General features: G+C 55.2%; 26 protein-coding genes. 8 read left to right on the forward strand and 18 right to left on the reverse strand.

Annotated features, from left to right (window positions below; genetic code table 11):
• Positions 1–402 precede the first annotated feature (402 nt).
• From pepE to DK872_RS19135, 5 genes are all read right to left on the reverse strand, one after another.
• Complete coding sequence (gene pepE / locus DK872_RS19115; protein ID WP_079517090.1) at positions 403–1,095, reverse strand: dipeptidase PepE; 693 nt, start codon at positions 1,093–1,095, stop codon at positions 403–405.
• Positions 1,096–1,107: 12 nt separating this feature from the next.
• A complete protein-coding gene (locus tag DK872_RS19120; protein WP_090398297.1) occupies positions 1,108–1,788 on the reverse strand; it encodes an AroM family protein in 681 nt (226 codons plus the stop codon).
• A 1-nt stretch (position 1,789) separates the two neighbouring features.
• Positions 1,790–2,728, reverse strand: coding sequence for a DUF1177 domain-containing protein (locus tag DK872_RS19125; RefSeq protein WP_161518711.1), 939 nt, complete (start codon positions 2,726–2,728; stop codon positions 1,790–1,792).
• A 24-nt stretch (positions 2,729–2,752) separates the two neighbouring features.
• A complete protein-coding gene (locus tag DK872_RS19130; RefSeq protein ID WP_071921815.1) occupies positions 2,753–4,345 on the reverse strand; it encodes an OPT/YSL family transporter in 1,593 nt (530 codons plus the stop codon).
• A gap of 61 nt (positions 4,346–4,406) precedes the next feature.
• Positions 4,407–5,171, reverse strand: a complete 765-nt coding sequence (locus tag DK872_RS19135; protein ID WP_007372447.1) for an IclR family transcriptional regulator — start codon at positions 5,169–5,171, stop codon at positions 4,407–4,409.
• A 376-nt stretch (positions 5,172–5,547) separates the two neighbouring features.
• Between DK872_RS19135 and DK872_RS19140 the strand changes: the two genes are divergently transcribed.
• From DK872_RS19140 to DK872_RS19155, 4 genes are all read left to right on the forward strand, one after another.
• Positions 5,548–6,243: an amino acid ABC transporter permease gene (locus DK872_RS19140; RefSeq protein WP_007372446.1), complete on the forward strand. Its 696-nt coding sequence runs from the start codon at positions 5,548–5,550 to the stop codon at positions 6,241–6,243.
• Entirely contained in the window at positions 6,221–6,988 is a 768-nt protein-coding gene (locus DK872_RS19145; protein WP_007372445.1) for an amino acid ABC transporter ATP-binding protein, read from the forward strand. Before DK872_RS19140 ends, DK872_RS19145 begins: the two co-directional genes overlap by 23 nt.
• A gap of 24 nt (positions 6,989–7,012) precedes the next feature.
• Positions 7,013–7,786, forward strand: coding sequence for an amino acid ABC transporter substrate-binding protein (locus DK872_RS19150; RefSeq protein WP_007372444.1), 774 nt, complete (start codon positions 7,013–7,015; stop codon positions 7,784–7,786).
• A gap of 153 nt (positions 7,787–7,939) precedes the next feature.
• Positions 7,940–8,479 carry a chorismate mutase gene (locus DK872_RS19155; RefSeq protein ID WP_083565939.1) on the forward strand — a complete coding sequence of 180 codons (540 nt, stop codon included), beginning with the start codon at positions 7,940–7,942 and terminating at the stop codon, positions 8,477–8,479.
• A gap of 60 nt (positions 8,480–8,539) precedes the next feature.
• Here DK872_RS19155 and ssb1 read toward each other — a convergent pair whose 3' ends face one another.
• Positions 8,540–9,064: a single-stranded DNA-binding protein SSB1 gene (ssb1, locus tag DK872_RS19160; RefSeq protein ID WP_043955685.1), complete on the reverse strand. Its 525-nt coding sequence runs from the start codon at positions 9,062–9,064 to the stop codon at positions 8,540–8,542.
• A gap of 264 nt (positions 9,065–9,328) precedes the next feature.
• On the opposite strand from ssb1, the gene uvrA reads away from it, so the two are divergent.
• Positions 9,329–12,154 (forward strand): excinuclease ABC subunit UvrA, encoded by a 2,826-nt coding sequence (gene uvrA / locus DK872_RS19165; protein ID WP_007372441.1) that lies wholly within the window; start codon positions 9,329–9,331, stop codon positions 12,152–12,154.
• Between the two features lie 3 nt (positions 12,155–12,157).
• Here the strand turns inward: uvrA and DK872_RS19170 are convergent, their stop codons facing one another.
• From DK872_RS19170 to dnaB, 6 genes are all read right to left on the reverse strand, one after another.
• Entirely contained in the window at positions 12,158–12,526 is a 369-nt protein-coding gene (locus tag DK872_RS19170) for an MmcQ/YjbR family DNA-binding protein (protein ID WP_007372440.1), read from the reverse strand.
• A gap of 2 nt (positions 12,527–12,528) precedes the next feature.
• Positions 12,529–12,945 carry a secondary thiamine-phosphate synthase enzyme YjbQ gene (locus tag DK872_RS19175; RefSeq protein ID WP_072440875.1) on the reverse strand — a complete coding sequence of 139 codons (417 nt, stop codon included), beginning with the start codon at positions 12,943–12,945 and terminating at the stop codon, positions 12,529–12,531.
• A 69-nt stretch (positions 12,946–13,014) separates the two neighbouring features.
• Positions 13,015–13,725: an acid phosphatase AphA gene (gene aphA, locus DK872_RS19180; protein WP_007372438.1), complete on the reverse strand. Its 711-nt coding sequence runs from the start codon at positions 13,723–13,725 to the stop codon at positions 13,015–13,017.
• Positions 13,726–13,919: 194 nt separating this feature from the next.
• The gene (gene tyrB / locus DK872_RS19185) at positions 13,920–15,113 is read right to left on the reverse strand and encodes an aromatic amino acid transaminase (RefSeq protein ID WP_007372437.1); all 1,194 of its coding nucleotides are present in this window, start codon (positions 15,111–15,113) and stop codon (positions 13,920–13,922) included.
• Positions 15,114–15,218: 105 nt separating this feature from the next.
• A complete protein-coding gene (alr, locus tag DK872_RS19190) occupies positions 15,219–16,298 on the reverse strand; it encodes an alanine racemase (protein ID WP_149289281.1) in 1,080 nt (359 codons plus the stop codon).
• A 142-nt stretch (positions 16,299–16,440) separates the two neighbouring features.
• Positions 16,441–17,847 (reverse strand): replicative DNA helicase, encoded by a 1,407-nt coding sequence (dnaB, locus tag DK872_RS19195; RefSeq protein WP_007372434.1) that lies wholly within the window; start codon positions 17,845–17,847, stop codon positions 16,441–16,443.
• Positions 17,848–17,906: 59 nt separating this feature from the next.
• Between dnaB and DK872_RS19200 the strand changes: the two genes are divergently transcribed.
• A complete protein-coding gene (locus DK872_RS19200) occupies positions 17,907–18,890 on the forward strand; it encodes a quinone oxidoreductase (protein ID WP_072440882.1) in 984 nt (327 codons plus the stop codon).
• 189 nt (positions 18,891–19,079) lie between these two features.
• Here the strand turns inward: DK872_RS19200 and pspG are convergent, their stop codons facing one another.
• The gene (gene pspG, locus DK872_RS19205) at positions 19,080–19,322 is read right to left on the reverse strand and encodes an envelope stress response protein PspG (RefSeq protein WP_007372432.1); all 243 of its coding nucleotides are present in this window, start codon (positions 19,320–19,322) and stop codon (positions 19,080–19,082) included.
• A gap of 133 nt (positions 19,323–19,455) precedes the next feature.
• Entirely contained in the window at positions 19,456–20,475 is a 1,020-nt protein-coding gene (gene dusA, locus DK872_RS19210; protein ID WP_007372431.1) for a tRNA dihydrouridine(20/20a) synthase DusA, read from the reverse strand.
• A 235-nt stretch (positions 20,476–20,710) separates the two neighbouring features.
• On the opposite strand from dusA, the gene ycaC reads away from it, so the two are divergent.
• Entirely contained in the window at positions 20,711–21,334 is a 624-nt protein-coding gene (ycaC, locus tag DK872_RS19215; RefSeq protein WP_007372430.1) for an isochorismate family cysteine hydrolase YcaC, read from the forward strand.
• Between the two features lie 40 nt (positions 21,335–21,374).
• Here ycaC and traF read toward each other — a convergent pair whose 3' ends face one another.
• Positions 21,375–22,691: a conjugal transfer protein TraF gene (gene traF, locus DK872_RS19220; RefSeq protein ID WP_007372429.1), complete on the reverse strand. Its 1,317-nt coding sequence runs from the start codon at positions 22,689–22,691 to the stop codon at positions 21,375–21,377.
• 282 nt (positions 22,692–22,973) lie between these two features.
• On the opposite strand from traF, the gene zur reads away from it, so the two are divergent.
• Positions 22,974–23,489 carry a zinc uptake transcriptional repressor Zur gene (gene zur, locus DK872_RS19225; RefSeq protein ID WP_007372428.1) on the forward strand — a complete coding sequence of 172 codons (516 nt, stop codon included), beginning with the start codon at positions 22,974–22,976 and terminating at the stop codon, positions 23,487–23,489.
• A 104-nt stretch (positions 23,490–23,593) separates the two neighbouring features.
• Here zur and DK872_RS19230 read toward each other — a convergent pair whose 3' ends face one another.
• From DK872_RS19230 to lexA, 3 genes are all read right to left on the reverse strand, one after another.
• Complete coding sequence (locus DK872_RS19230) at positions 23,594–23,803, reverse strand: CsbD family protein (protein ID WP_007372427.1); 210 nt, start codon at positions 23,801–23,803, stop codon at positions 23,594–23,596.
• Between the two features lie 164 nt (positions 23,804–23,967).
• On the reverse strand, positions 23,968–25,302 hold the full coding sequence (gene dinF / locus DK872_RS19235; protein WP_161518712.1) for an MATE family efflux transporter DinF: 1,335 nt from the start codon (positions 25,300–25,302) through the stop codon (positions 23,968–23,970).
• A gap of 77 nt (positions 25,303–25,379) precedes the next feature.
• The gene (gene lexA, locus DK872_RS19240) at positions 25,380–25,994 is read right to left on the reverse strand and encodes a transcriptional repressor LexA (RefSeq protein ID WP_007372425.1); all 615 of its coding nucleotides are present in this window, start codon (positions 25,992–25,994) and stop codon (positions 25,380–25,382) included.
• Positions 25,995–26,000: the final 6 nt, after the last annotated feature.

A 26,000-nucleotide genomic window follows, 5' to 3' on the forward strand; every position in this document is an offset into this window, starting at 1 on the left:
GAATATTCCGGGCGAAGAGGTGTTTCCACGCCTTCAGCGCAGGCAATTATTAAATAGAGTTTTGCGGTGCGGGTATTATTCCCTGCTAACCGATAATGATTTATTACGGGCGATATTAACTGGATATAGTTGAAACTTGCACCGATTGGTAGTTAAGAATCATCCCATTTTCATCAATTTATGATAACACGTTGAAAATTAAGATCAGCGTTTATTTACGCAATTTATTTAGGGTTATTGGGTTATGCGATTCAGCCAACATATTAATCACGTATCATATATTTTGAGATAGCAATATTATCTTTAATGCCAACAATTAAATAATTACGCAGGTTATTTTAGGAAAGTTTAATTATATGCCGGGAAATAAAGAGATGGCCCACCAGCGGGCCATTGTCGATTTCAGAAAAAGCGGTGACCGGCAGCCAGCGTAATAGCCGGTTGGCTGGCTTTAAACAACAGGGCCGGTTTGTCGCCGCCGAGCTGCGCGTGGCCGTCCTGTACCGCGATCCAGCTTCCTTCCGGTAAACCGATCACTTCCAGTTCCGGCGCCACCACCAGCAGTTCGCGAATGCGCTGCTCGCGCGTTTCGCCCTGATGCCCGGCGGGTAGCGCGTTGGTAAAGTGCGGGTTGATCTGCAACGGCAGCAGATTGAGCGCATCCAGACCGCCCGGATCGATAATCGGCATGTCGTTGGTGGTGCGGATCGTCGGACAGGCCAGATTCGCCCCGGCGCTCCAGCCAACATACAGCGCACCGTTGTTCACGGCCTGGCGGATCGGTTCGATCAACCCGCGCTCGCGGCAATTTTTCAGCAGGTTAAACGTGTTGCCGCCGCCAACCATCACAATCTCTGCGGCGGCAATCGCCGCAGGCGCGTCGTCCACGGTGTGAATGCCGGTGATCGACAGATCCAGCTCCGCCAGCGCCAGACGGACTTTATCCGTATAGGCATCAAAGCTTTGCGTCACGCCCGCGAAGGGAATAAACACCACCTTGCGACGCCCGCCAAGCTGCGCTTTCAGCAGCGGCAGCGCATATTCCAGATATTCGGTGCCGGGCAGCACCGAATTGCTCAGTAACAGCAAATCCATAACCCTCTCCTTTTACAGCAAATTGCGTAGCAGATCGGCTAACAGCTTATTCGATAATACAACGGGCAGCGGGACGTGGCGGGCGCAGATCGCCTGATGCCAGGCGGTGTAGCCCATGCAGTCGGTCAGAATCACTTCCGCCCCCTGCGCTTGCAGCGAGCGGGCGGCGGCGGCAATCTCGTCTTCGCTGGCGGTATAGGGCGAGGCAACGGCAAACACCGGCATTTGCGCAGCACCGCGCCACTTCTCCAGCTCGCTGGCGATCTGCGCTTCCAGCGGCACCAGGATCCCGGCGCGACGCGTTCCGACCAGTGCATTCAGCGTCGGCGGCAGGATCCGATCCGGCTCGATCAACCACGCTTTTTTACTGCTCAAACCGTGAAACTCGCCGGTACAAAGAATAGCGATGATCTCGCAGCCCTGCGCTTCCAGCCAGTCGATCTTCTGTTGCAACGCTTCGCCGACCGCCGGTTTGCCCATCACCACCGCTCGCCCGTCCAGCAGGCGCGAAGTCAGCAATGCATCGCCAGGTTTTGGCGCAAAACGCGCCGCGATGGCGGCATCATCCAGCCCATCCAGCACTCCGGCGTGCAGGCAACTTACCTGCGCGGGTAACGCCGCATCGAGGATTGGGGTGATGTCGCTGCGCGGTGCCTGGCCGATGGTTAGCGTACCGATTTTACGGATCGCCATTTCACACTCCCGGCTGACGTTTTTGCAGATGCGCCAGCGAACCGTACAGATCGAGCAGGCGCTGGTATTCTGCTTTATCAAAGAACTGGCAGGTGCCGCGGGTGAACTCTTTCGCCACTTCTACGGCAAATTTACAGGCCAGCGCGATATCCGTTTCGTGGCTCGCCCCGGTGCCGCAGCCCGGCACGGTGCTTACCGCCGTAATCGCCACGCCAACCACGGGCGCGGCGGTAGCAATCGACGGTTGCAGAATGCTGTTCAGGTGGTAAACCCCATTACCGTACGGCGTGATGTCCTGGGTGGTGATCGGGAAAGTGACCGGCAGTTGCCCGGTGGTCATTTCCATGACGCGCAACAGATCTTCCGCCACGCGCAGGATGTAACCCACTTTGACCGTCGGCGAAATGGCAAAGCCTTTATGGTTGATGATGCGGTTGCCTTTGGTGGTATCAATCGACAGCACCGCATCCATTTCGTCGGAGACTTCCTGCTCGTTCATGTCTTCGGTTTCGACCGGCGAATCCATAAAATCAACCGGTTCGTGTGGGCGTGTTGGCGCATCCGGGCAGATATGGGTGGTGACAATCACATCGCCTGGCAGGCTATCGCCCTGGCGCTGCATCTCCGCCAGTTTGAGCGCGCTGGCAATCGCCGCCACGGCGCCATCGGCGTCGGAGACCAGCCCAATTCGCCCCGGACGCGCACCAATACCGCCCAGACGTCCGACAATCCCCAGCGTCGGCGCGCTGCCGCCGCGACGTTTTCCTTCCGTACCTGGAATAACGATTTTAACGAAGTCGGTGCTGCCTTTCGGGCCACTGACCGCTTTCACGCTCACCTCGATGTTGCTGTAACCCGCCAGCAGAGTTTTCACCTTATCGCCGCTGGCATACGCGCTGTCGAGTAACTCAAAGACCTGTAACGTTTGTTGTAAGCTCATTATATTTTCTCTGGAATGGCGTGATTACTTTTTGCCGCCCGGCAGGACGGAATTAAAGAAGCTGAACAGGGCGTCTCCGGCGATCAAACCCGCCGCCAGCACCTCGATTTTGTTACGCATCGGCTCGCCGCCAACGCGCAGCACTGCCGCGCGGATGGCAATACCGATCATCACCGCCCAACCCGCCAGCGGGTTATTGATAAGCAACCCAGTAGCCAGCAGCACGCCCATCTGGCGGCCAGGGCCGCCAATCAACTGGATGATGGCGCCAGGAATGGCCCAAATGAGCAGCGATTTGGCAATATCAAACGACACCCCGGCGTTGATGGCGGCGACATACACTTTTGCCACCGGCGGCACCAGCCCCTGCGAGAAGTAGTCGCGGAAAATAAACAGCACCACCGGCATGGCGACGACAAAGGCCAGCATGGCAGCCAGCAACTGCTGACGGCGGCCCTCCAGCTCAAAGCGGGTGTGTTCGCCTTTACCGCGCAGGATCCATCCGGCCTTAAGGTCGTAGCCCATATCGGCAAACGCCGGGCCGGTGGCGGCAGAGAAACCACACAGCATCGCCAGCGCTTGTGGCGGGAAGCCAATCAAAATACCGATAAGCAAAGTGATCAGCGCCACGGCAAAGGCCGGGAACCAGCCGGAGTGCATGGCGGCAAGGCCCACGATCATTTCATGCAGAAAGGCAGCGAAAGCGGCGTAGACCATAAACGCCACCAGCCACGGCAGGGAGAGATGGGCATACAGACCACTGCCGAGCGCAATCAGTACTGAAATCGCCATAAAGCCGAGCGCGCCTAAGCGGATGGTTTTGCCAATCTGCGCATTTTGCGCCTGCGGCAGCGCGTCGTCGGCGGTATGCGGCGCTGCTTTCTGGCTGTTGCTCTGGCGGATCAGGCGGATAATCTGGAACAACGCCACCACGCCCGCCCCCGCCATCACGCCGTGCGGGATGTAGAGTTTGTTGATATCAATGCCGAATAGCGGCCCGGAATAACCGCGCAGCAGGAAACCAACGCCGAGCATGCTCAGCGCCCAGATATTGCCGATAAACGCCGTACCCAGCGCCGCCATCGGGAATTTGAACCACGAGCCGACAGCGCCGATCACCATGCCGGTGCCGAGCAGCGCCGCCTGTTTGCCGCCCTGATCGCCCGCTTTAATCGACTCTGCCGCCGCAATTCCCGGCGGCCAGGCGCCTTCGGCCGGGAAGATGCGCGTATTAAACAGGCGATAGAGCAGCCAGCCATCCAGCAACATCGCCAGCGCCACGCCGATAAACATCGGCATCACCATTTCGTTATGACCAAACAGCCACGGAATAGAAATGGGCAGCAGCAGCGAGTTCGCCGCGCCAAAGGTGGCCGCCGACGTCGCGCTTTGCGCCAGGTTTTGAATATGGATGGAGCGGAAACGGGCGAAGCACTGGAGTGGAATGCGGGCGATGATCATCGCCGCCATCGCGCCGATGATCGCTGTATTCGGCGTTACCCCCAGCGTGGTTAGCAGTTGCACGCCAATAACTGAGCCGAAGATGCTGAGCACCAGCAGCAACAGTAATGTGGCCGGGGCAAAAGCGCGTGGATGGCTCTCGCTCTGTTCCGGCAGCGTTTCGGATGAGACAGTCTGACTCACGGTTATTCTCCTGGTATTGGCAAAAAAGGAAAAATCAAAGCGAGCTGGTCACCAGCGTGTCACCGGTTTTTCCGGCGATGGTGAGGGCGGCTTCTTTCAGTAATGTCGCGATCCGTTGCAACTCTTCAGGGGTAGCAAGGTGTTGAGGGAAGGAGAGGCAGAACGCCACGGCTTCGTGAGTGGCCGGGTCGCCTACTGCGCAACTAACGGAAGCCGTGTCGGCAACCGATTCATTAACGGCCGTTGCGTAACCGGCATCGCGGGTACGGGCCACGGCAGCAACCAGCATGCTGACGTCTTGCTGTGTACCGCTAAGCTGCGATACCACCAGCGGGCTGGCAAAAAAATCATGGAGTTGTGTATCGGAAAGACGCGCCAGCAGCGCGCGGCCGGTCGAAGTTCCCCATGCCGGCGAGCGCGAACCCGGCCAGGTAACAACCGGCAGCGCCTGACGGCCGTGGATCACCCGCAGCACAAGGATTTCCTGGTTATCGAGCATCGAGATATAGCCAGTGTATCCCGTGCGTTCGCACAGGTTGCGCAGCGCCGCATCAACGTGATCGCTCAGGGTGATCTGGCGGCTGACGAGATGCGAAGCCGACATAATCAACGGACCAGGCAGAAAGGTGCCCTGGTTTTCGTCTTTTTCCAGATAGCCCCAGAACTCAAGCTGGCTCATCACGCGCGAAGCGGTACTTTTGGGCATGCCGAGGTGGGTAATCACATCACTGACGCGGATACCGCTTTGCAGATCCACCATCAATTTCAGAATGCTGGCCGTGGTTTCTAAAATGGACATAGTGCGGTCTCATAAAATGGGACTGAAGTTTCACTAAATGGAACTGCAAGAAGGGTGCCAGCGTGTAACAAACTGAATTTACAGAAAACGCATAAAATCGATCAGAATTCACGCACTAAAGTAACGATCAAAAAAGGTGCATGAATGGCGACATATCACGCAAATAGTGCAATAAAGCGGCAGGTGATGACGGCGGGCTTGTATCAAAAAAGAATGGCTTAGCTTTTTTTCGTATAACGTTATTCGTATATATTTGTTTTCGCACACGGCGCAAAGAATATAATTCGCACTAATCCAGCCCTCAAATAATTAAGCCGGGCTAATAAAATATTCCGCCAGCAATTTCTGGCAAAATGTTCCGTCCGGAAGGTGTGCAGTGCCAACATGGTTACCCTTAGCGATTGATTCTTTCTGGCCGATGCTTTCCGCAGGGCTAAAATTCACCATTCCCTTAACGCTGATCTCCTTTATTCTTGGGCTGTCGCTCGGTTTTGTGGTTGCGCTTTTGCGCCTGTACGGCCCGGCTTTTTTAAAGCCGGTGGTGCGGTTTTACGTCTGGCTGATTCGCGGTACGCCGTTGCTGGTGCAGCTATTTTTGATTTTCTACGCGTTGCCGAGCGCCGGGATCACCATTGATGCCTTCCCTGCGGCGGTGATTGGCTTTACCGTCAATATTGGTGCGTATACCTCCGAAGTGATCAGAGCAACGCTGCTGGCTGTGCCGAAAGGGCAATGGGAAGCCGCCCACTCCATCAGCATGACCTGGGCGCAGTCTCTGCGTCGTATTATTCTGCCGCAGGCTGCGCGCATCGCCGTGCCGCCGCTCTCTAACACCTTTATTTCTCTGGTAAAAGATACTTCGCTGGCGTCGGTGATCACCGTACCGGAGATGTTTCTTGCCGCACAGCAAATTGCAGCGGTGACCTATGAACCGCTGATTCTGTACAGCGAAGCGGCGATTATTTATCTGTTCTTCAGTTCTGTGTTATCGCATTTGCAAGAGAAGCTGGAGCGGAAATTAGCGGGTACGACAGTAAAAGGCCAGGTCAATGATAACGCTCTCCAGCATTGAAAAAAGTTTCGACGGCAACCGGGTGCTGAAGGACATCAATTTAACGATTGAAGAAGGCACGGTAACCACGTTGATTGGCCCTTCAGGCAGCGGGAAAAGCACCTTATTGCGCTGCATTAATTTGCTGGAAATTCCTCAGTCCGGGGAGCTGACCATCGGCAAAGAGCGCATCACATTTGCGCCAGGCGCGCGGATCAAAGGCCAGGATATTCGTCGCATCAGCCGTCAGACCGGCATGGTGTTCCAGAACTTCGCACTGTTTCCGCACATGACCGCCCTCGACAACATCACCGAAGGGCTGGTTACGGTGCATAAATGGGATCGCGAACGCGCTCGCCGCCGTGGTGAAGAGCTGCTGGATAAAGTCGGCATGCTGCACAAACGCGATGCCCTGCCGAATACGCTCTCTGGCGGCCAGCAACAACGCGTGGCGATTGCCCGTGCGCTGGCGCCGTCACCGGCGGTTCTGCTGTGCGATGAACCCACTTCCGCACTCGATCCTGAGCTCTCCGGCGAAGTGGTGTCCGTACTGCGCCAGCTGGCGCTGGAAGGCACCACGATGATCATGGCGACCCATGATTTGCGTCTGGCGGCGAATATCGCCAGCCAGGTGGTGTTTCTGGAAGCCGGGGAAATTGTCGAGTCCGGCTCCGCTAACGATTTGTTTTTACATGCGAAGAAACCCCGTACCGCGGAGTTTATCGCCTCTTTAAGCACAGCGCTCCCGGAACTCGGGGCGAGTTAATTAAAACAACATAGGGTAATGCAGATGAAAGCACTCGCAACATTAGTCGTAGCCGGGATTATGCAGCTTGGTTTTGCCCACGCAGCGCTGGCGCAGGATGATTTGGCAAAGATTCAGTCCGCTGGTGTACTGAAAATCGGGACTGAAGGCACCTATCCGCCGTTCACTTTCCACAATGCTTCCGGCACGCTGGAAGGTTTTGACGTAGAAATTGGCCGTGAAATCGCCAAACGCCTGAAAGTGAACCCGCAGTTCGTTGAAGGTAAATGGGACGGCCTGATCGCCGGTATCGACGCGAACCGTTATGACGTGGTGATCAACCAGGTGGGTATTACGCCGGAACGCGAGAAGAAATTCGACTTCTCCGAGCCGTACATTGCGTCTAAAGCGGTACTGATCGTCAATGACAAAAATAGCAGCATTAAAAGTTTTGCCGATCTGAAAGGCAAAAAATCAGCCCATTCACTGACCAGTAACTACGCCCAGATCGCGCGTAAATACGGTGCGGAAATTGTCCCGACCGACGGCTTTAACCAGTCTATCGATCTGGTGGTGCAGGGCCGTGCCGATGCCACCATCAACGACAACCTGTCGTTCCTCGACTTCAAAAAACATAAACCGTCTGCGCCGGTGAAAATCATCGCCACAGAAGAGAATGCAGAGAAATCCGGCGTGCTGCTGCGCAAAAACAACCCGCAGTTGAAAGCGGCGATTGATAAAGCGCTGGAAGAGATCAAGGCCGACGGCACCTACGAACGTATTTCCCAGAAATACTTCGGTGCGGACGTGTCGAAGTAATTTTTTACCCCTGCTGTAAAAGAGAACCGTAAGCCCGGCTCGGGTTTACGGTTTTTTTATCATCACATGGCTGTAAAATGCGCCAGTTACGCTTTCTGCGAAACGTTTCTTCAACGCCGCCAGAGGCTTCCTGTTTATCGATGTCGGAGATTTATGATGCCGTACAAGCTCTATACAGCCGTGTTGCTTCTCGCTGCCGCAACGTTCTCTGCTACAGCCGCTTCAGCGCCTTCGATTGGCAATTTGATCAATGAACGTTTGTCCTGGATGAAAGATGTTGCCGGTTATAAAGCACAGCATCACCAGGCGATTGAAGATCTACAGCAAGAGGAGAAGGTGCTGGAGAGTACCCTTGCTGATGCTGATTCGCTGGGATTAAAAGGCGAGAGCGTAAGGCCATTTATTCAGGCGCAGATGGACGCCGCCAAGGCGATTCAGTACCGCTATCGCGCCGACTGGCTGGCCGCGCCGGAAACTGACTGGCAGCCTCGCCCGCTTCAGGACGTCCGGACGCAAATCGGCCAACTTAGTGCCCGTATTCTGCAAAGTGTGGCAGCACGATTAAAGTCCGGGCAACCTCTGACGGAACAGGACCGGAAGGCATTTATGCACGCTTTGCAGCAGAAGAATTTACACGAGCAGGATAAGCAAAGGATCTGGGAAACAATGAAAGGGATTTCGTTGAAAGATTAAGTAAAAAGCCCTGCCGAAGCAGGGCTTTTCGTTCTGATTAACTTGTTTTGAAAAGCGAACTCAGAACGGGATATCGTCGTCGAAATCCATCGGCGGTTCGTTAGACGGTGCCGGAGCGGAAGACTGCTGCGGACGAGACTGCGCGCCGCCGCTGAACTGGTTGCCGCCCTGCGGCTGCTGAGGCTGGCCCCAACCGCCCTGCTGCTGGCCACCGCCTGCCGGTGCGCCGCCGCCCTGACGGCCGCCCAGCATCTGCATGGTGCCGCCCACGTTCACCACCACTTCCGTGGTGTATTTTTCCTGACCGGACTGATCGGTCCATTTGCGGGTACGCAGCTGACCTTCGATATAAACCTGAGAGCCTTTACGCAGATACTCACCGGCCACTTCCGCCAGCTTGCCGAACAGCACAACGCGGTGCCATTCTGTCTGCTCTTTCATTTCGCCGGTCTGCTTGTCACGCCAGGATTCGGAAGTAGCCAGCGTAATGTTGGCAACTGCGCCACCACTCGGCATATAGCGTACTTCCGGGTCCTGGCCCAGATTACCGACGAGAATCACCTTGTTTACGCCTCTGCTGGCCATGTTCGAGTCTCCTGATACGTTAATACGTTTCTTAGTAGTGTAAACGCGCGAGTGTACCATTTCCATGTAGCAATTTGATAGCTGCGAAGCATGTTCCGGAGATATCGCACTCACGGCGCATTGTTGCACATCGAATCATGATTTGCATTCCAATACTGTATATTCAAACAGGTTAAATTGTGTCATAATTAGCCGTTTGTGATCGCCGGTTGTCCTTCAAACACACCGGGCAAAACGTGTTCCTCCGGGTAAAAGGTGAATGGATTGGATAAGATAGAAGTACGGGGCGCCCGCACCCATAATCTCAAAAACATCAACCTCGTCATCCCGCGCGACAAACTGATTGTCGTCACCGGGCTGTCGGGTTCTGGTAAGTCCTCACTGGCTTTCGACACGCTTTACGCCGAAGGACAGCGCCGCTACGTTGAATCGCTTTCCGCCTATGCCCGTCAGTTTTTATCGCTGATGGAAAAACCGGACGTTGACCATATTGAAGGTCTGTCGCCGGCGATCTCGATTGAGCAGAAATCAACCTCGCACAACCCGCGTTCCACCGTCGGGACAATTACCGAGATCCACGACTATTTGCGTCTGCTTTACGCCCGCGTTGGCGAGCCGCGCTGTCCGGATCACGATGTACCGCTAGCGGCGCAAACCGTCAGCCAGATGGTGGATAACGTGCTGTCGCAGCCGGAAGGCAAGCGCCTGATGCTGCTGGCACCGGTGATTAAAGAGCGTAAAGGCGAGCACACCAAAACGCTGGAAAATCTGGCAAGCCAGGGCTATATCCGCGCGCGTATCGACGGCGAAGTATGCGATCTTTCCGATCCGCCGAAGCTGGAACTGCAAAAGAAACACACCATTGAAGTGGTGATTGACCGCTTTAAAGTACGCAGCGATCTGGCGCAGCGCCTGGCGGAATCGTTTGAAACCGCGCTGGAACTCTCCGGCGGCACCGCAGTGGTCGCCGACATGGACGATACCAACGCGGAAGAGCTTCTGTTCTCCGCCAACTTTGCCTGCCCGATTTGCGGCTACAGCATGCGCGAACTGGAACCGCGCCTGTTCTCGTTTAATAACCCGGCGGGCGCATGCCCAACCTGCGACGGCCTCGGCGTACAGCAATATTTTGACCCGGACCGCGTGATCCAGAACCCGGAACTGTCGCTGGCTGGCGGCGCAATCCGCGGCTGGGATCGCCGTAACTTCTATTATTTCCAGATGCTGAAATCGCTGGCGGATCACTACAAATTCGATGTGGAAGCGCCGTGGGAAAGCCTGAGCGACAGCGTGCGAAAAGTGGTGCTGTTCGGTTCCGGTAAAGAGTCAATTGAATTCAAATATATGAACGATCGCGGCGACACCTCCGTGCGTCGTCATCCGTTCGAAGGCGTGCTGCATAATATGGAGCGCCGCTACAAAGAGACGGAATCCAGCGCGGTACGCGAAGAGCTGGCGAAATTCATCAGCAACCGCCCCTGCGCCTCCTGTGAAGGAACGCGTCTGCGCCGCGAAGCGCGTCATGTGTTCGTTGAAAATACGCCGTTGCCGACCATCTCCGACATGAGCATTGGCCATGCGATGGATTTCTTCAATAACCTGAAGCTTTCCGGTCAGCGGGCGAAAATTGCCGAAAAAGTGCTGAAAGAGATTGGCGACCGCCTGAAGTTTCTTGTGAACGTCGGCCTGAACTACCTGACGCTTTCCCGCTCGGCGGAAACCCTCTCCGGCGGCGAAGCGCAGCGTATTCGTCTGGCGAGCCAGATTGGCGCCGGTCTGGTAGGCGTCATGTACGTGCTGGATGAGCCGTCCATCGGTCTGCACCAGCGCGACAACGAGCGCCTGCTCGGTACGCTGATCCACCTGCGTAATCTGGGGAACACGGTGATTGTCGTCGAACACGACGAGGATGCCATCCGCGCGGCCGACCACGTGATTGATATCGGTCCTGGCGCGGGCGTGCACGGCGGGCAGGTCGTCGCGGAAGGGACGCTCAAGGATATTATGGCGGTGCCGGAATCACTGACCGGCCAGTATATGAGCGGCAAGCGTAAAATTGAGCTGCCGAAACAGCGCGTGAACGCCGATCCGGAAAAAATGCTCAAGCTGACCGGCGCACGCGGCAACAACCTGAAAAACGTCACCCTGACGCTGCCGGTGGGCCTGTTCACCTGTATCACCGGCGTTTCCGGTTCCGGGAAATCGACGCTGATCAACGATACGCTGTTCCCGATCGCCCAGCGCCAGCTCAACGGCGCCACTATCGCGGAACCCGCGCCGTACCGCGATATTCAGGGGCTGGAACATTTCGATAAGGTGATCGACATCGACCAGAGCCCGATTGGCCGTACGCCGCGCTCCAACCCGGCAACGTACACGGGCGTCTTTACGCCAGTGCGCGAGCTGTTCGCCGGGGTGCCGGAATCACGCTCGCGCGGTTACACGCCAGGACGCTTCAGCTTTAACGTGCGCGGCGGCCGCTGCGAAGCCTGTCAGGGCGACGGCGTTATCAAGGTGGAGATGCACTTCCTGCCGGATATTTATGTGCCGTGCGATCAGTGCAAAGGCAAACGCTATAACCGCGAAACGCTGGAGATCAAATATAAGGGCAAAACCATCCACGAAGTGCTGGATATGACCATCGAAGAAGCCCGTGAATTCTTTGATGCCGTTCCGGCGCTGGCGCGCAAGTTACAAACGCTGATGGATGTCGGGCTGACCTATATTCGTCTGGGACAGTCGGCCACCACGCTCTCCGGCGGCGAGGCGCAGCGCGTGAAGCTGGCGCGTGAGCTGTCGAAACGCGGCACCGGGCAAACGCTCTATATCCTCGATGAACCGACGACCGGCCTGCACTTTGCCGATATCCAGCAGTTGCTGGACGTGCTGCATCAGTTGCGCGATCAGGGTAATACCATCGTGGTGATTGAGCACAACCTGGACGTGATTAAAACGGCGGACTGGATTGTCGATCTCGGCCCGGAAGGCGGCAGCGGCGGCGGTGAAATCCTCGTTGCCGGTACGCCGGAAACCGTCGCCGAATGCGAAGCCTCGCACACGGCGCGATTCCTTAAACCGATGCTGAAATAGCGGCTACGAGCGGGTTGATCCTTCATAAAGCTGGTGCCGGATATTTTCCGGTACCAGCTCCATCGCCTGCTGATACGAAGCATCCACCAGATAGTAAATCTGCGAATCCGGCAGCGAACCGTCGAGATATACCGTGCTCCAGTGCGCTTTATTCAGATGTCGGCTTGGGCGCACATCTTCATGCTGCTGACGCAGCAGCTCCGCCAGTTCCGGGCTGGTTTTCAGCGACGCCGCCGGGCGACCGTCCACCTCTTTCACCATCGCAAACAGCACATCTGAGACCTTGATTTGCGTGGCTTTCCAGTCGCTGTGCACACTCTGTTCCGCGCCAGGCCTGGACATGCAATATTGCAGCAACTCCGAAATTGTCATCTTTATTCCCCTTGTAGTGTCGCGATAATCGTGCGCGACCCGCCGTGGATACGATGCTCTCCCAGCCAGATCCCCTGCCACGTTCCTAACTGCACGCGCCCATTCCTGACCGGTAGCAGCAGTGAAACACCCAGTGTTGAGGATTTGATATGCGAGGGCATATCATCCGGCCCCTCGTAGTCGTGCTTATACGGTGCGTTGTCCGGCACTGCATTTAAAAAGTGGCGCTCCATATCGTCGCGCACCGTGGAGTCACAATTTTCATTCAGGGTAAGGGAAGCTGACGTGTGCATCAGCAACAGATGCAATAAACCCACCTGCACACGGGAAATTTCGCGAATTTGATCCAGCACTTCATCAGTGACCAGGTGAAACCCGCGCGATTTCGCGCCAAGCGTGAGCGTCTGTTGATACCACATCGACTGTTCCTTCTGCAAAGAGGCCGTTTTTAAGTGTGCTGCAAATCGGCAAAAGGGCAAATCCGGCGCTTAAAACTCCGAGTCGACAATCACCTCTTCGCCCATAGCACCTGCTTGCGGCAATGGCTTATAGGTGGAATTCGCGGCGCGCAGAATGCGGATTGGCCGGGCTTCGCTCGCACGCGCGGCGGCGATATCGCTGTCCGAGTCGCCGTAGAAAATGCGGATCTGCTTCTCCTTCAGCCACTGAATTTTGGTGTTCTGCCCTGGCTGGTCGCCGGCAAAAATCACCGGATTCATATTCGCTGCCGGGATCAGAAAATCCTCCTGCAACGTTTTCGTCACGGTTTCCGTTTTTGTCTGGCTGCGGCCGGTAATAAAAAAAATGCTGTCGCCGCGTTTCACATGCATGGCAATTAACTGACGCGCCACCTCTTTGGGAATGCTGAATGCATCCCAGCCGTTATTCATTTTTTCCCAGAACGCCGGGTTGTGCAGGTAATCATCACTCTCCGGAGACCAGGTTTTCTTACCGCGCCAGAAACCGGGGCTGGAGAAGAGTACCGTATCGTCGATATCAAACCCGACCGCCATTGGCGGACGCTCCACCAGCGAGCTTTCAATTTGCGCCACGGAAACCCAGTGAACAGGCGCCTGTTCTGCCAGCTTGATGATGTTGGTGCCATCCGCAACCGGAGAAGGTGCAGAGGCGTAAACCGCAAGGCTACCGGACGCCAGCCATAAACAGGCGGCGCCGAAAAGACGAGTGATCGTTCGCATCTTTATCCCTAAATTATCAGTTCGTTATATTCATAAATGGTGCGAATGGTCGAAATGTTATCCGACCTTAACCCCAGCGGCAGATGAAACAAAGGATTTTCTGCTAATTACGCCGATAATGAGAGAAAACGGGGGGATAATGACCTTCCGCCCGTTGGCAGAAGGTCGGGGAAAACTAAAAAGTGAGCGGGTGCTTACATTACTGCGGCGAATGCTTGCGCCACGCGTTGCACGTTGCGGCTGTTCAGACCGGCAACACACATACGACCGCTGGCAATCAGGTAAACGCCAAACTCCTCGCGCAGACGATCGACCTGCGCCGCGCTCAGGCCGGTATAGCTGAACATGCCGCGCTGTTTAAGCAGGTAGTCGAAATTCCCGCCCGGTACGGCTTCGCGCAGCACCTGCACCAGTTGCTGGCGCATTGCCTGAATGCGCGTGCGCATCGTTTCCACTTCCTTCAGCCAGAGCGCCCGTAACGCCGCGTCACCGAGCACGGTCGCCACCAGCTGCGCGCCAAAACTTGGCGGGCTGGAGTAGTTGCGACGGACGGTGGCCTTCAGTTGTCCCAGCACTCGGCCTGCGGCTTCGCTGTCTTCACACACCACGGAAAGGCCGCCGACACGCTCGCCATACAGGGAGAAAATTTTGGAGAACGAGTTGCTGACCAGCGCAGGCATCCCGGCGCTGGCAATCGCGCGAATAGCGTAAGCGTCTTCTTCCATACCTGCGCCAAAGCCCTGGTAAGCGATGTCGAGGAACGGAATCAAATTGCGCGCTTTCAGCACGCCGACCACCTCGTCCCACTGGGCGTTAGTCAGATCCGCACCGGTCGGATTATGGCAGCACGGATGCAGTAACACGATGCTTTGTTCCGGCAGGGTATTCAGTTTTTCCAGCAGTGCCGGGAAACGTACACCGTTAGTTTCATCGTCATACCAGGGGTAAGTGCTTACTTCGAATCCAGCGCCTTCAAAAATGGCGATGTGGTTTTCCCAGGTTGGATCGCTGACCCAGACGCCGGAATTGGGGAAATAGCGTTTCAGGAAATCCGCGCCGACTTTCAGCGCGCCGGAGCCGCCCAGCGTCTGGATAGTTGCCACGCGGTTTTGCGCCAGCACCGGGTGGTCGGCGCCAAACAGCAGCGGCGCAATGGAGTGACGGTAGCTGTTCAGCCCTTCCATCGGCAGATAGAGCGATGCACCGTGCGGTTGCGCATTCAGGCGCGTTTCGGCTTCAGCCACCGCCTGCAGGCGCGGAATGATGCCATCTTCGTTGTAATACAACCCGATGCTGAGGTTAACTTTGTCGCTTCTCGCATCTTCTTTAAAACGCTCCATGAGCGAGAGAATCGGGTCGCCAGCATAGGCGTCAACTTTTTGAAACACGCGTGTATTCTCCAGGTTTACAGTCGGCAAGAACAACACAATAAACCGGAAGCCGGGGAAGATCGAGAGGGGCAGCGCTTTCCCGTGCAGGAAAGCGCAAAACGTTTAGTCGAGGTACTGCAGCGACGCCCTGGCGGTCAGGCGCGTAATAAGTTCGTAAGCACTCACTTTTGTGATAGCGGCAATACGCTCGACGGGCAAACCCTCACCCCACAGCACCACGCTATCACCGACGAGCTCACGCGCATCCGGGCCGAGATCGACACAAATCATGTCCATTGCCACGCGGCCAACGATCGGCACTTCGCGTCCGTTGACCAGCACGGGCGTTCCGGAAGGCGCAGCACGCGGATAACCGTCGCCATATCCCATCGCCACTACGCCTAAGCGGGTGTCGCGAGTGCTTTCCCAGGTTCCGCCATAACCGACTGCGTCTCCTGATTTGTGGTCGCGCACGGCAATCAGCGTGGAAGTCAGCGTCATCACCGGCTGAAAGCCGAAATCCGCGCCCCACGGTCTGTTCTCCAGCGGCGAAACGCCATAGAGAATGATGCCGGGGCGCACAGCGTCAAAGTGCGACTGCGGCCACAGCAAGGTGCCGCCAGAAGCGGCTATCGAACGCAGGCCCGGTTTGTCTTCAGTAAAAGTGGTGAAAATATCCAGCTGGCGTTCCGTTACGCCGCACTCCGGCTCATCGGCGCGGGCAAAGTGGCTGGCAAAATTCACTGGTTGACGTACATTTTTGCAGCCGGAAAGACGCGCGTAAAACGCCTCAGCTTCATGAGGATGCACGCCAAGACGGTGCATGCCGGTATCCAGTTTCATCCACACCGTTACCGGCGCGGGCAGCGTGGCCGTTTCCAGCGCATCCAGTTGCCAGGGGCTATGGATCACCATTTCAAGCTGGTGCTCTGCCAGTACGGGCAGATCGCTGGCGGCGAAAAAACCTTCCAGCAACAGAATCGGTTGTGTGATTCCCCCTGCGCGCAGTTGCAGGGCTTCTTCGAGACGGGCAACGCCAAAAGCGTCGGCATCGGGGAGCGTTCGCGCGGTCTCCACGAGACCGTGTCCATAGGCGTTCGCTTTCACGACTGCAACCAGTCGGCTGGCAGGAGCCAGCTCGCGCAGACGTTGCAGATTGTGTCGCAGAGCGCGGCGGTTAACTACTACGGTTGCCGCTTGCATGTTTTTCCTCAAAAAACAATTTTCTGCATCATTCGTGTTGCAGGAAGGCGACAAACCCGGGAATCCCCGGGGCTTAGTAAACTAAGTGACCGGGGTGGGCGGGTGCCGTCAACGCACCTGCGGCGCGAAGGATGACGAAAATTTATTCATCGTCGTATTGTGGCCCTGCATAATTATCAAAACGTGACCACTGCCCGTTAAAGGTCAGACGTACCGTACCGATCGGCCCGTTACGCTGCTTACCAATAATGATTTCTGCAATACCTTTTAAATCGCTGTTTTCGTGATAAACCTCGTCACGATAGATAAACATGATTAAGTCGGCGTCCTGCTCGATAGAACCGGATTCACGCAGGTCGGAGTTGACCGGGCGTTTATCGGCGCGCTGCTCCAGAGAACGGTTAAGCTGCGACAGCGCCACCACCGGCACCTGCAACTCTTTTGCCAGCGCTTTCAGCGAGCGGGAGATCTCGGCGATCTCCAGCGTACGGTTGTCGGAAAGCGACGGTACACGCATCAACTGAAGGTAGTCGATCATAATCAGGCCAATCCCGCCGTGCTCGCGGGCAATACGCCGCGCGCGCGAACGCACTTCTGTCGGCGTCAGGCCGGAGGAGTCATCAATGTAGATATTGCGTTTTTCCAGCAGGATCCCCATGGTGCCGGAGATGCGCGCCCAGTCTTCATCGTCAAGCTGGCCGGTACGGATGCGCGTCTGGTCCACGCGCGACAGCGACGCCAGAGAACGCATCATAATCTGTTCTGATGGCATCTCAAGACTGAAGATAAGAACCGGTTTATCCTGCAACATCGCCGCATTTTCGACGAGATTCATGGCAAATGTTGTTTTACCCATCGACGGACGGGCAGCAACAATAATCAGATCTGACGGCTGCAAACCTGCCGTCTTTTTATTGAGATCTTCATAGCCGGTGTTCACGCCCGTGACACCATCATGCGGCTGCTGGAAAAGCTGTTCGATGCGCGAGACAGTTGCCTCAAGCACATCGGCGATATTTTTCGGACCTTCGTCTTTATTGGCGCGGCTTTCGGCGATCTTAAACACCCGCGATTCCGCCAGGTCGAGCAGATCTTCGCTGGTACGCCCTTGCGGATCGAAACCGGCGTTAGCGATTTCATTGGCTACCGCGATCATCTCGCGAACCACGGCACGTTCACGCACGATATCGGCATAAGCGCTGATATTCGCCGCACTTGGCGTGTTTTTTGATAACTCAGCCAGATAGGCAAAGCCGCCGACAATATCCAGTTGCCCTTGCAGTTCCAGCGATTCCGCCAGGGTGATCAGGTCGATAGGTTTCCCCATCTCCTGCAAGCGATGCATCTCGGTAAAAATATGACGGTGCGGACGGGTATAAAAGTCTTCGGCCACGACGCGCTCGGCGACGTCGTCCCAGCGCTCATTATCCAGCATTAAACCGCCCAACACCGACTGCTCCGCTTCGATGGAATGTGGAGGCACTTTCATCCCCTCGACCTGTCTGTCAGGGGTTTCAGTCTGTTTGTTGAAGGGTTTATTTCCTGCCATAGTGAATGGAGCTATCCGGGTTATGAATGGTTCGAAAGATTATCACATCAGGAGGAAGCATGGCGACACGAATAGAATTTCACAAGCATGGCGGCCCCGACGTGCTCAGCGCGGTGGAATTTACCCCCGCCGCTCCGGCAGAAAACGAGGTGCAGGTGGAAAATAAAGCCATTGGCATCAACTACATCGACACCTACATTCGCAGCGGCTTATACCCGCCTCCCGCGCTGCCAAGCGGGCTGGGCACCGAAGCCGCTGGCGTGGTGAGTAAAGTCGGCAGTAACGTCACGCATATTAAGGTCGGCGATCGCGTGGTATATGCGCAATCCGGGCTCGGCGCGTACAGTTCGGTGCATAACGTTCTGGCAGACAAAGTGGCCGTCCTGCCAAACGCCATCTCCTTTGAACAAGCCGCCGCCTCGTTCCTGAAGGGGCTGACGGTATTTTATCTGCTGCGCAAAACCTACGACATCAAACCCAATGAGATCTTTTTATTCCACGCAGCGGCGGGCGGCGTCGGGCTGATTGCCTGCCAGTGGGCGAAAGCGCTGGGCGCGAAGCTTATCGGCACCGTAGGTTCGGCGCAGAAAGCGCAGCGTGCACTGCAGGCCGGTGCCTGGCAGGTGATCAACTATAGCGAAGAGAATGTGGTTGAACGCGTTAAGGCGCTGACCGACGGTAAAAAGGTCAGCGTGGTGTATGACTCGGTGGGTAAAGATACCTGGGAAATTTCCCTCGACTGCCTGCATCGCCGTGGGCTGATGGTCAGTTTCGGCAACTCCTCCGGGCCAGTTACTGGCGTGAACCTGGGCATTCTCAACCAGAAGGGCTCTCTTTATGCCACCCGCCCTTCCCTGAACGGCTATATCACCACCCGCGAAGAGTTACAGGAAGCCAGCAATGAGCTGTTCTCGCTGATCGCCAGCGGGGTGATTAAAGTGGATGTGGCCGACAACCAGAAGTTCGCGCTGAAGGATGCGCAACGGGCGCATGAAGCGCTGGAGAGCCGGGCCACGCAAGGCTCAAGCCTGCTGATCCCGTGAGATAAGTCTCAGAAAGAATTAGGGCTTCCCGCAGGAAGCCCTTTCTTTTTTTAGTTCGGCTGCATTGTAGGGTACAGCGCGATGAATTCGTTAACGCCGCGATAGTGACAGATTTGATATCTAAATCCTATTCGGTTCTAAGCAATGCTGCTGGAAATGTCTCAGGGTTGTGACGAACCACTCAATACTTTAGTAACGCCAGCGGTTATTGCGTTGATAACGTGGAACCTTCGGCTCTTTGATAGTACGAATCACCCAGACTACCGCCACGGCCAGCAGCAGCCAGGGCAACAGTTTGATCATCAAAGCAAAAAGTCCGCCCAAAAACATCACTGCGGCGGCAACCAACAGCGCGGCGATAATGCCGAGCAGTGAAACGCCGGTCACCAGCAACATGACAAAAAAACCAATAATAAACAGTAGTTCCAGCATGATCTTCTCCAGAGAATCGGTAATGTCTTTTACATTACAAGAAGCATGCCAAAAATAACCTTTTGATTTTAAAATAAAAATCCCTGCAACACTGTGCAGGGCTTAGTGAATTTGACCATCTTTTAGTGAAATTTTAACGCTTCGATGCCACCAGGTTTAGCGCGTGCTCCACTACCGCGATATCAGCGCCTGCTTTGTGCGCATTTTCGCTCAGATAACGACGCCACTGACGCGCGCCCGGCACGCCCTGGAATAACCCGAGCATATGACGCGTGATATGACCAAGATAAGCGCCCTGGCTCAGTTCGCGTTCAATGTAGGGATACATTGCGCGAACCACGGCGACAGGATCGGCATCCACAACATCGGCACCGTAAATCTCCCGATCGACAGCGGCCAGAATTCCCGGATTCTGATAGGCTTCGCGCCCGACCATAACCCCATCCATATGCTGCAAATGGGCTTTGGCCTCTTCCAGCGATTTTATGCCGCCATTGATCGCCATCTTCAGGTGCGGGAAATCGCGTTTAAGTTGATAGACGCGCGGATAATCCAGCGGCGGGATCTCGCGGTTCTCTTTTGGACTCAGACCAGAGAGCCAGGCTTTACGGGCATGAATGGTGAAGCTTTCACACTCGCCTTTACCGGCAACGGTACCAATAAAATCGCAGAGGAATTCGTAGCTATCCTGATCGTCGATGCCAATACGGGTTTTCACCGTCACCGGAATAGAAACCACGTCACGCATCGCTTTCACGCAGTCCGCCACCAGTTGCGCTTCGCCCATCAGGCAGGCGCCAAAACGCCCGTTCTGTACGCGATCGGACGGACAACCGACGTTAAGGTTGATCTCATCGTAACCGCGCGCTTGCGCAAGCTTCGCACAGTGCGCAAGCTGTGCCGGATCGCTGCCGCCGAGTTGCAGCGCCACCGGGTGCTCTTCCTCGCTGTACGCCAGATAATCACCTTTGCCATGAATAATGGCACCCGTCGTCACCATTTCGGTATAGAGCAGCGTCTGGCGCGACAGTAAACGCAGGAAGTAGCGGCAATGTCTGTCCGTCCAGTCGAGCATCGGAGCGACGCTGAATCGCCCATACCAGTGATTGTCAGAATTTACAGGCATTACGCTGGTTTGGCTGGCGTTAGTCATTTCAGAATTACCGTGCTTTGATTTCCAGAAAAAGAGGTGCTCTCACCGCTATTCCGCCGGTGAGCGAAAGCAATAGACAATAAGATTTTCTATTGTATCACATTCGCTGTAAGTCACTGGAGAAGGCATTTTTTCACCTTGTTGAGACACGGTTCCCTTTCTATATTTTTTCTAACGCACAAGGAGTCTTAACCCAATAGCAGAAAGCTATTGTCAACTGAAACAGGGAGTTATTATGTCTAAACCGTATGTTCGTCTTGATAAAAATGATGCAGCCGTTCTGTTAGTTGATCATCAAACGGGTTTGTTATCTCTGGTAAGAGATATCGAGCCGGACAAGTTCAAAAATAATGTTCTGGCGTTAAGCGATCTCGCCAAATATTTCAAATTGCCCACGATTTTGACCACGAGTTTTGAAACCGGACCGAATGGCCCGCTGGTACCGGAACTTAAAGCGCAGTTCCCGGATGCGCCTTATATTGCCCGCCCGGGTAACATCAATGCCTGGGATAACGAAGATTTCGTTAAGGCCGTCAAAGCAACCGGCAAGAAGCAGTTGATTATTGCTGGCGTGGTGACGGAAGTGTGCGTTGCTTTCCCGGCGTTATCCGCCATTGAAGAGGGCTATGAAGTGTTTGTTATTACCGACGCTTCAGGAACATTCAATGAAATTACACGTCATTCCGCATGGGATCGTATGTCCCAGGCTGGCGTGCAGTTGATGACATGGTTTGGTGCCGCCTGCGAATTACACCGCGACTGGCGTAATGATATTGAAGGTCTGGCAACGCTGTTTTCCAACCATATTCCTGATTACCGTAATCTGATGACCAGCTACGACAAGCTCACCGGTAAATAAGCGCCAATAAAACCGGAGGCGCAATGCCTCCGGTTACTCATCAGAAAGTCACGCTAAGCTGTGCTCCGGCCCCCCAGGTTTGATCTTCACCCACCAGACCCATCAGATCGATATGCACGCGATTAAACGGCGCAAATCCGACACCGCCGGTAAAGACGTTTTTATCATCCCCTTTGACATCCGCGCGGTAACCGGCACGCACCGCCAGCCAGCTCAACGGGCGAACTTCCGCACCCACGCCGACATACTGGGAATTTTTCTCGCTCTTAAAGCCTTTAGTCTCGGTTAAATCACCGTCGGCGCTCAGTGTCAGCAGGTCGTTATGCCATGCCGCGCCTGCCGTCACGACCGGGCTAATCTGGTAAGTATCTTTATAGCTCACCACATCGCCCGTTCTGCCGTTGCGAATACGAATGTCTTTGGTATCAATGTCACGGGAGATCAGGTTTGTACCGGTCAAACCGACCGTCACATTCTCGCCGAAATCCGCGGCCAGGCCGACATCCACGTTGAAGCCGGTATCATCGGTACGGTAGCGGCTGCTGTTCCAGTCACTACTTTTGTAGTCATAAATCGACGCCGTATAGTTGTAGACCCAGGTTTTCTGTAATTTTGGCGTCACGCCAACGGATAACGGTACGCCGCCGACATCAAACTGGCGAGCCATCGCAATGCCGTAATCCGAGACGATAGCCGCGCGGCCTGAAGCGGTTGAGTTGAGGTTTTTGGTGATTTCTTCGCTGCCATTCGGCGATATCACCGCATTCAGCGCTTCACCGGCGGCGACGGCGGTGCTGTTCTCAATACTGCGCAGGTAGTCAATGTCCTGCTGATCGATTGACGACGTGACGCGCGCATGGGCATAAGCTTTCGTCACAAATGCCACGGAAAGGACATCATTGGGGATACTTACCGCGATACCGGCGGCGGCTTTGGCCTGCGCTGTTTTCCCTCTCAGAAACTCCAGCTCATTCGCCAAATCGCCCGCGGCGCTCTGAAATTGCCTTACCGTACCGAGCGGATTAGCAATAATTTCCGCAGCGGTGAGGTTATCGACCACATCTTTGTAGCCATCGATTTTGTCATTGATATCGTCGATCTCGTCGCGCAGATTATCTTTGTCGCTAATTTGCGCCTGTACGCTCGGCAGGATGACGGTAATATCATCATCGGGTTTTGCTTTTGCTAACAGTGCCGGGTTGATTAATGGCCCGCTGCCATAATTCGCAGATGCAACGCCCGTTCCCCCCATTGCATCATTACGTGCTTCTGCCCAGGTATTGGCTGCCCCTGCCTGATTTGCCACAAAAAAGGAGACAGCGATCGCGACCAGCGAAAGTTTACGTTTTTTTTCCACAGTATGCGTCTCGTAGCCAGATGAGTTTTAAGCCTGTAAGTATTCGCACAAACAGGAATGCACTATTGCTGTGAATAACGTAAGAAAATGAAGCTAAATTGCCGGAATACCCGTAAGTACCCGGAGATTATTGTTTTAAGTGATGACCATCACTATTTATAGATGACGGAATCCATTTCGGGAAGCGATCCAGAGAAATGGAGATTGCTGGCCACGATCTCGGCGTTTTCGACAGGACATGGTAAAGTGTATGGCTTGTATTTCCCCAACCGGAGAGCGCCTATGGATAAGACCACTTCGCAAGAGATGTTAGCGCAGGCTGAAAAGCTGTGCGTGCAGCGCAACGTGCGCCTGACTCCCCAGCGTCTTGAAGTGTTGAGATTACTCAGCCTGCAACAAAGTGCCATCAGCGCGTACGATCTGCTCGATCTGCTGCGTGAAAGCGAACCGCAGGCCAAGCCGCCGACGGTGTACCGCGCTCTTGATTTCCTGCTGGAACAAGGGTTCGTACATAAAGTCGAATCAACAAACAGCTACGTGCTGTGCCACCTTTTTGACCAGCCGACGCACACATCCGCGATGTTTATCTGCGATCGCTGTGGTTCGGTAAAAGAAGAGCAGGCGGAAGGCGTGGAAGATATTATGCATGCGCTGGCGGCAAAGATGGGCTTTGCTCTGCGACATAATGTCATTGAAGCTCACGGCTTATGTGCAGACTGTGTCGAAGTGGAGTCCTGCCGTCATCACGACCATTGCCACCACGACCACACCGTGCAGGTGAAGAAAAAGCCACGTTAATCTTTTGAGCGGGACGATAGATAAAACAGCTGGAGGGGTGGTACATCCTTGTACCTTCGGGCAGGGTAGCCTTCGAGGGTTAGCACAATGAGGGGATGTGCAGGCTACCAGCGGTAGTCGTTACGCGTTTCCCAATCTGTAACTTCTTTCTCCGCCTGGTCTTTGGCATAACCGTAACGCTCCTGGATTTTACCTACCAGCTGGTCACGTTTACCTTCGATGATGGTCATATCATCATCGGTCAGTTTGCCCCATTTTTCTTTAACAGTGCCTTTGAACTGTTTCCAGTTACCGCCGACTTCGTCTTTATTCATCGTTGACTCCTTATCGTTCGGTTAAATATGTATTCGTTCTGCTGAACGTACTGATTATTGTAGTTAAGGATTCCGGCAATTGATTTTTATTCGGAATCTTTAACCGTCGAGATGATTAAAAACAGCATAAGCGAGACGAGGGAACAGGCAAAAAACTGGCAATATCAGGAAGGATTCGCGTCGGAAAACCAGCTGCCATTACGCCAGTGGCGACGCCACAGCCAGGCAAGCGTAAGCCCGCGCAGGGCGAGAAAGACGGTCAGCGACAGCCATAAACCGTGATTCCCCAACACCGGAACCGTCAGCAGCGTGACAGCAAACCCGGCAGCGGCAATCGCCATACTGTTACGCATCTCCGCAGCGCGTGTGGCACCGACAAACATGCCATCCAGCAAGTAGCACCACACGCCCACCAGCGGCAGAATCACCTGCCAGAACAGATAATGCCCGGCGAGCGTCTGCAAGGCAGGAAGCGAAGTCAGCAAGGCAATAATGCTGTCGCCTGCCAGCGCATAAATCGCCGCAAAGAACAGCGCCACCAGCCCGGCCTGGCGGCACGCCGCTCGCCAGACTTCCATCAATTGGCTGCCGTCGCGTGCGCCGTAGGCCTGCCCGGAATGCGCTTCGACCGCGTAGGCAAAACCATCCAGCGCATACGCTGTAAAGGTGAGAAACATCATCAGCACCGCGTTAGCGGCGACTGTCTCGCCACCAAGACGCGCGCCCAGTACGGTGATTGAGCCAAAGCAGAGCTGCAAGAGCAGCGAGCGCAGCATGATATCGCGGTTAAGCGCTAATAAGCGCCGCATACCGCCGCGCCAGGCATTTTTCAGCGCTGGCAGGGTGATGCCGCGCATCACAAACACGCGGTGCACCATCAGCAGACCGATGGCGAAAGTCGCATACTCAGCCACAACGGTGGCGAGCGCTGCCCCCTGCACATTCATGTGCAGACCCATCACCAGCCACAGGTCGAGAACAATGTTGAGGAGGTTCCCTACCACCAGCAGGATCACCGGAGCACGGGCATACTGCACGCCCAGCAACCAGCCGAGTAATACCAGATTTCCCAACGACGCTGGCGCACTCAGCCAGCGGATATTAAGAAAGCGCCGCGCTTGTTCCAGCACGGCTTCGCTCCCACCGGTGATGTGCAGCGCTAGATCGATGAGCGGCGTACGCAGCAACATAATTCCCCCGCCAGCCAACAGCGCCAGTAGCAGCGGTTGTACCAGCGCGCGCGCCAGCGCAGGTGCGTTTTTCGCGCCAAACGCCTGTGCCGTAAGACCGGTTGTGCTCATCCGCAAAAACAGCAGCAGCATAAACAAAAAGCTGGTAGCCGTTGCGCCAATCGCCACGCCGCCGAGGTAAACAGGGCTATCCAGGTGCCCGACCACGGCGGTATCCACCAGTCCCAGTAACGGAACAGTGATATTGGAGAAGATCATGGGCAGCGCAAGCCGCCACAGTGCTCTGTCAGATGCATTCAGCAACGGCATGGCAGTGTCGAATCAATGGGGGAAAAGTGTATTACGCAGCGCCACGGTATTCTGTGTCGCTGCGAAAAGAACAGGCGTTAGAGCCATGTACCATTACGGATGACGCCAACCGCCAGCCCTTCAATGGTGAAGTTTTGATCGCGCAGATCGACGACGATCGGGGAAAACTCGCTGTTTTCCGGCAGCAGTTCGACGGTGTTACCCTGTTTTTTCAGACGTTTCACGGTAACTTCATCATCAATACGTGCGACGACCACCTGGCCGTTACGCACGTCCTGCGTTTTATGCACTGCGAGCAGGTCGCCGTCCATAATACCGATGTCTTTCATCGACATACCGCTGACGCGCAGCAGGAAATCCGCGTGAGGCTTGAAGAGATCGGGATCGACCTGATAGTGACCCTCGATATGCTGTTGCGCCAGCAGCGGTTCACCCGCAGCAACGCGGCCAATCAGCGGTAAACCGATATCCTCTTCTTCTTCCAGCAGCAGACGCAAACCACGCGATGCGCCGGAGACGATTTCGATAACCCCTTTGCGCGCAAGCGCTTTCAGGTGTTCTTCAGCCGCATTTGGGGAACGGAACCCCAATTGCTGTGCGATTTCCGCACGCGTTGGTGGCATACCGGTTTGGGTGATGCGATCGCGGATGAGATCGAACACCTCTTGCTGCCTGGCCGTTAATGCTTTCATCCCGCC

Source organism: Kosakonia sp. MH5, assembly GCF_009935945.1.
GTDB classification, from domain to species: Bacteria; Pseudomonadota; Gammaproteobacteria; order Enterobacterales; family Enterobacteriaceae; genus Kosakonia; species Kosakonia radicincitans.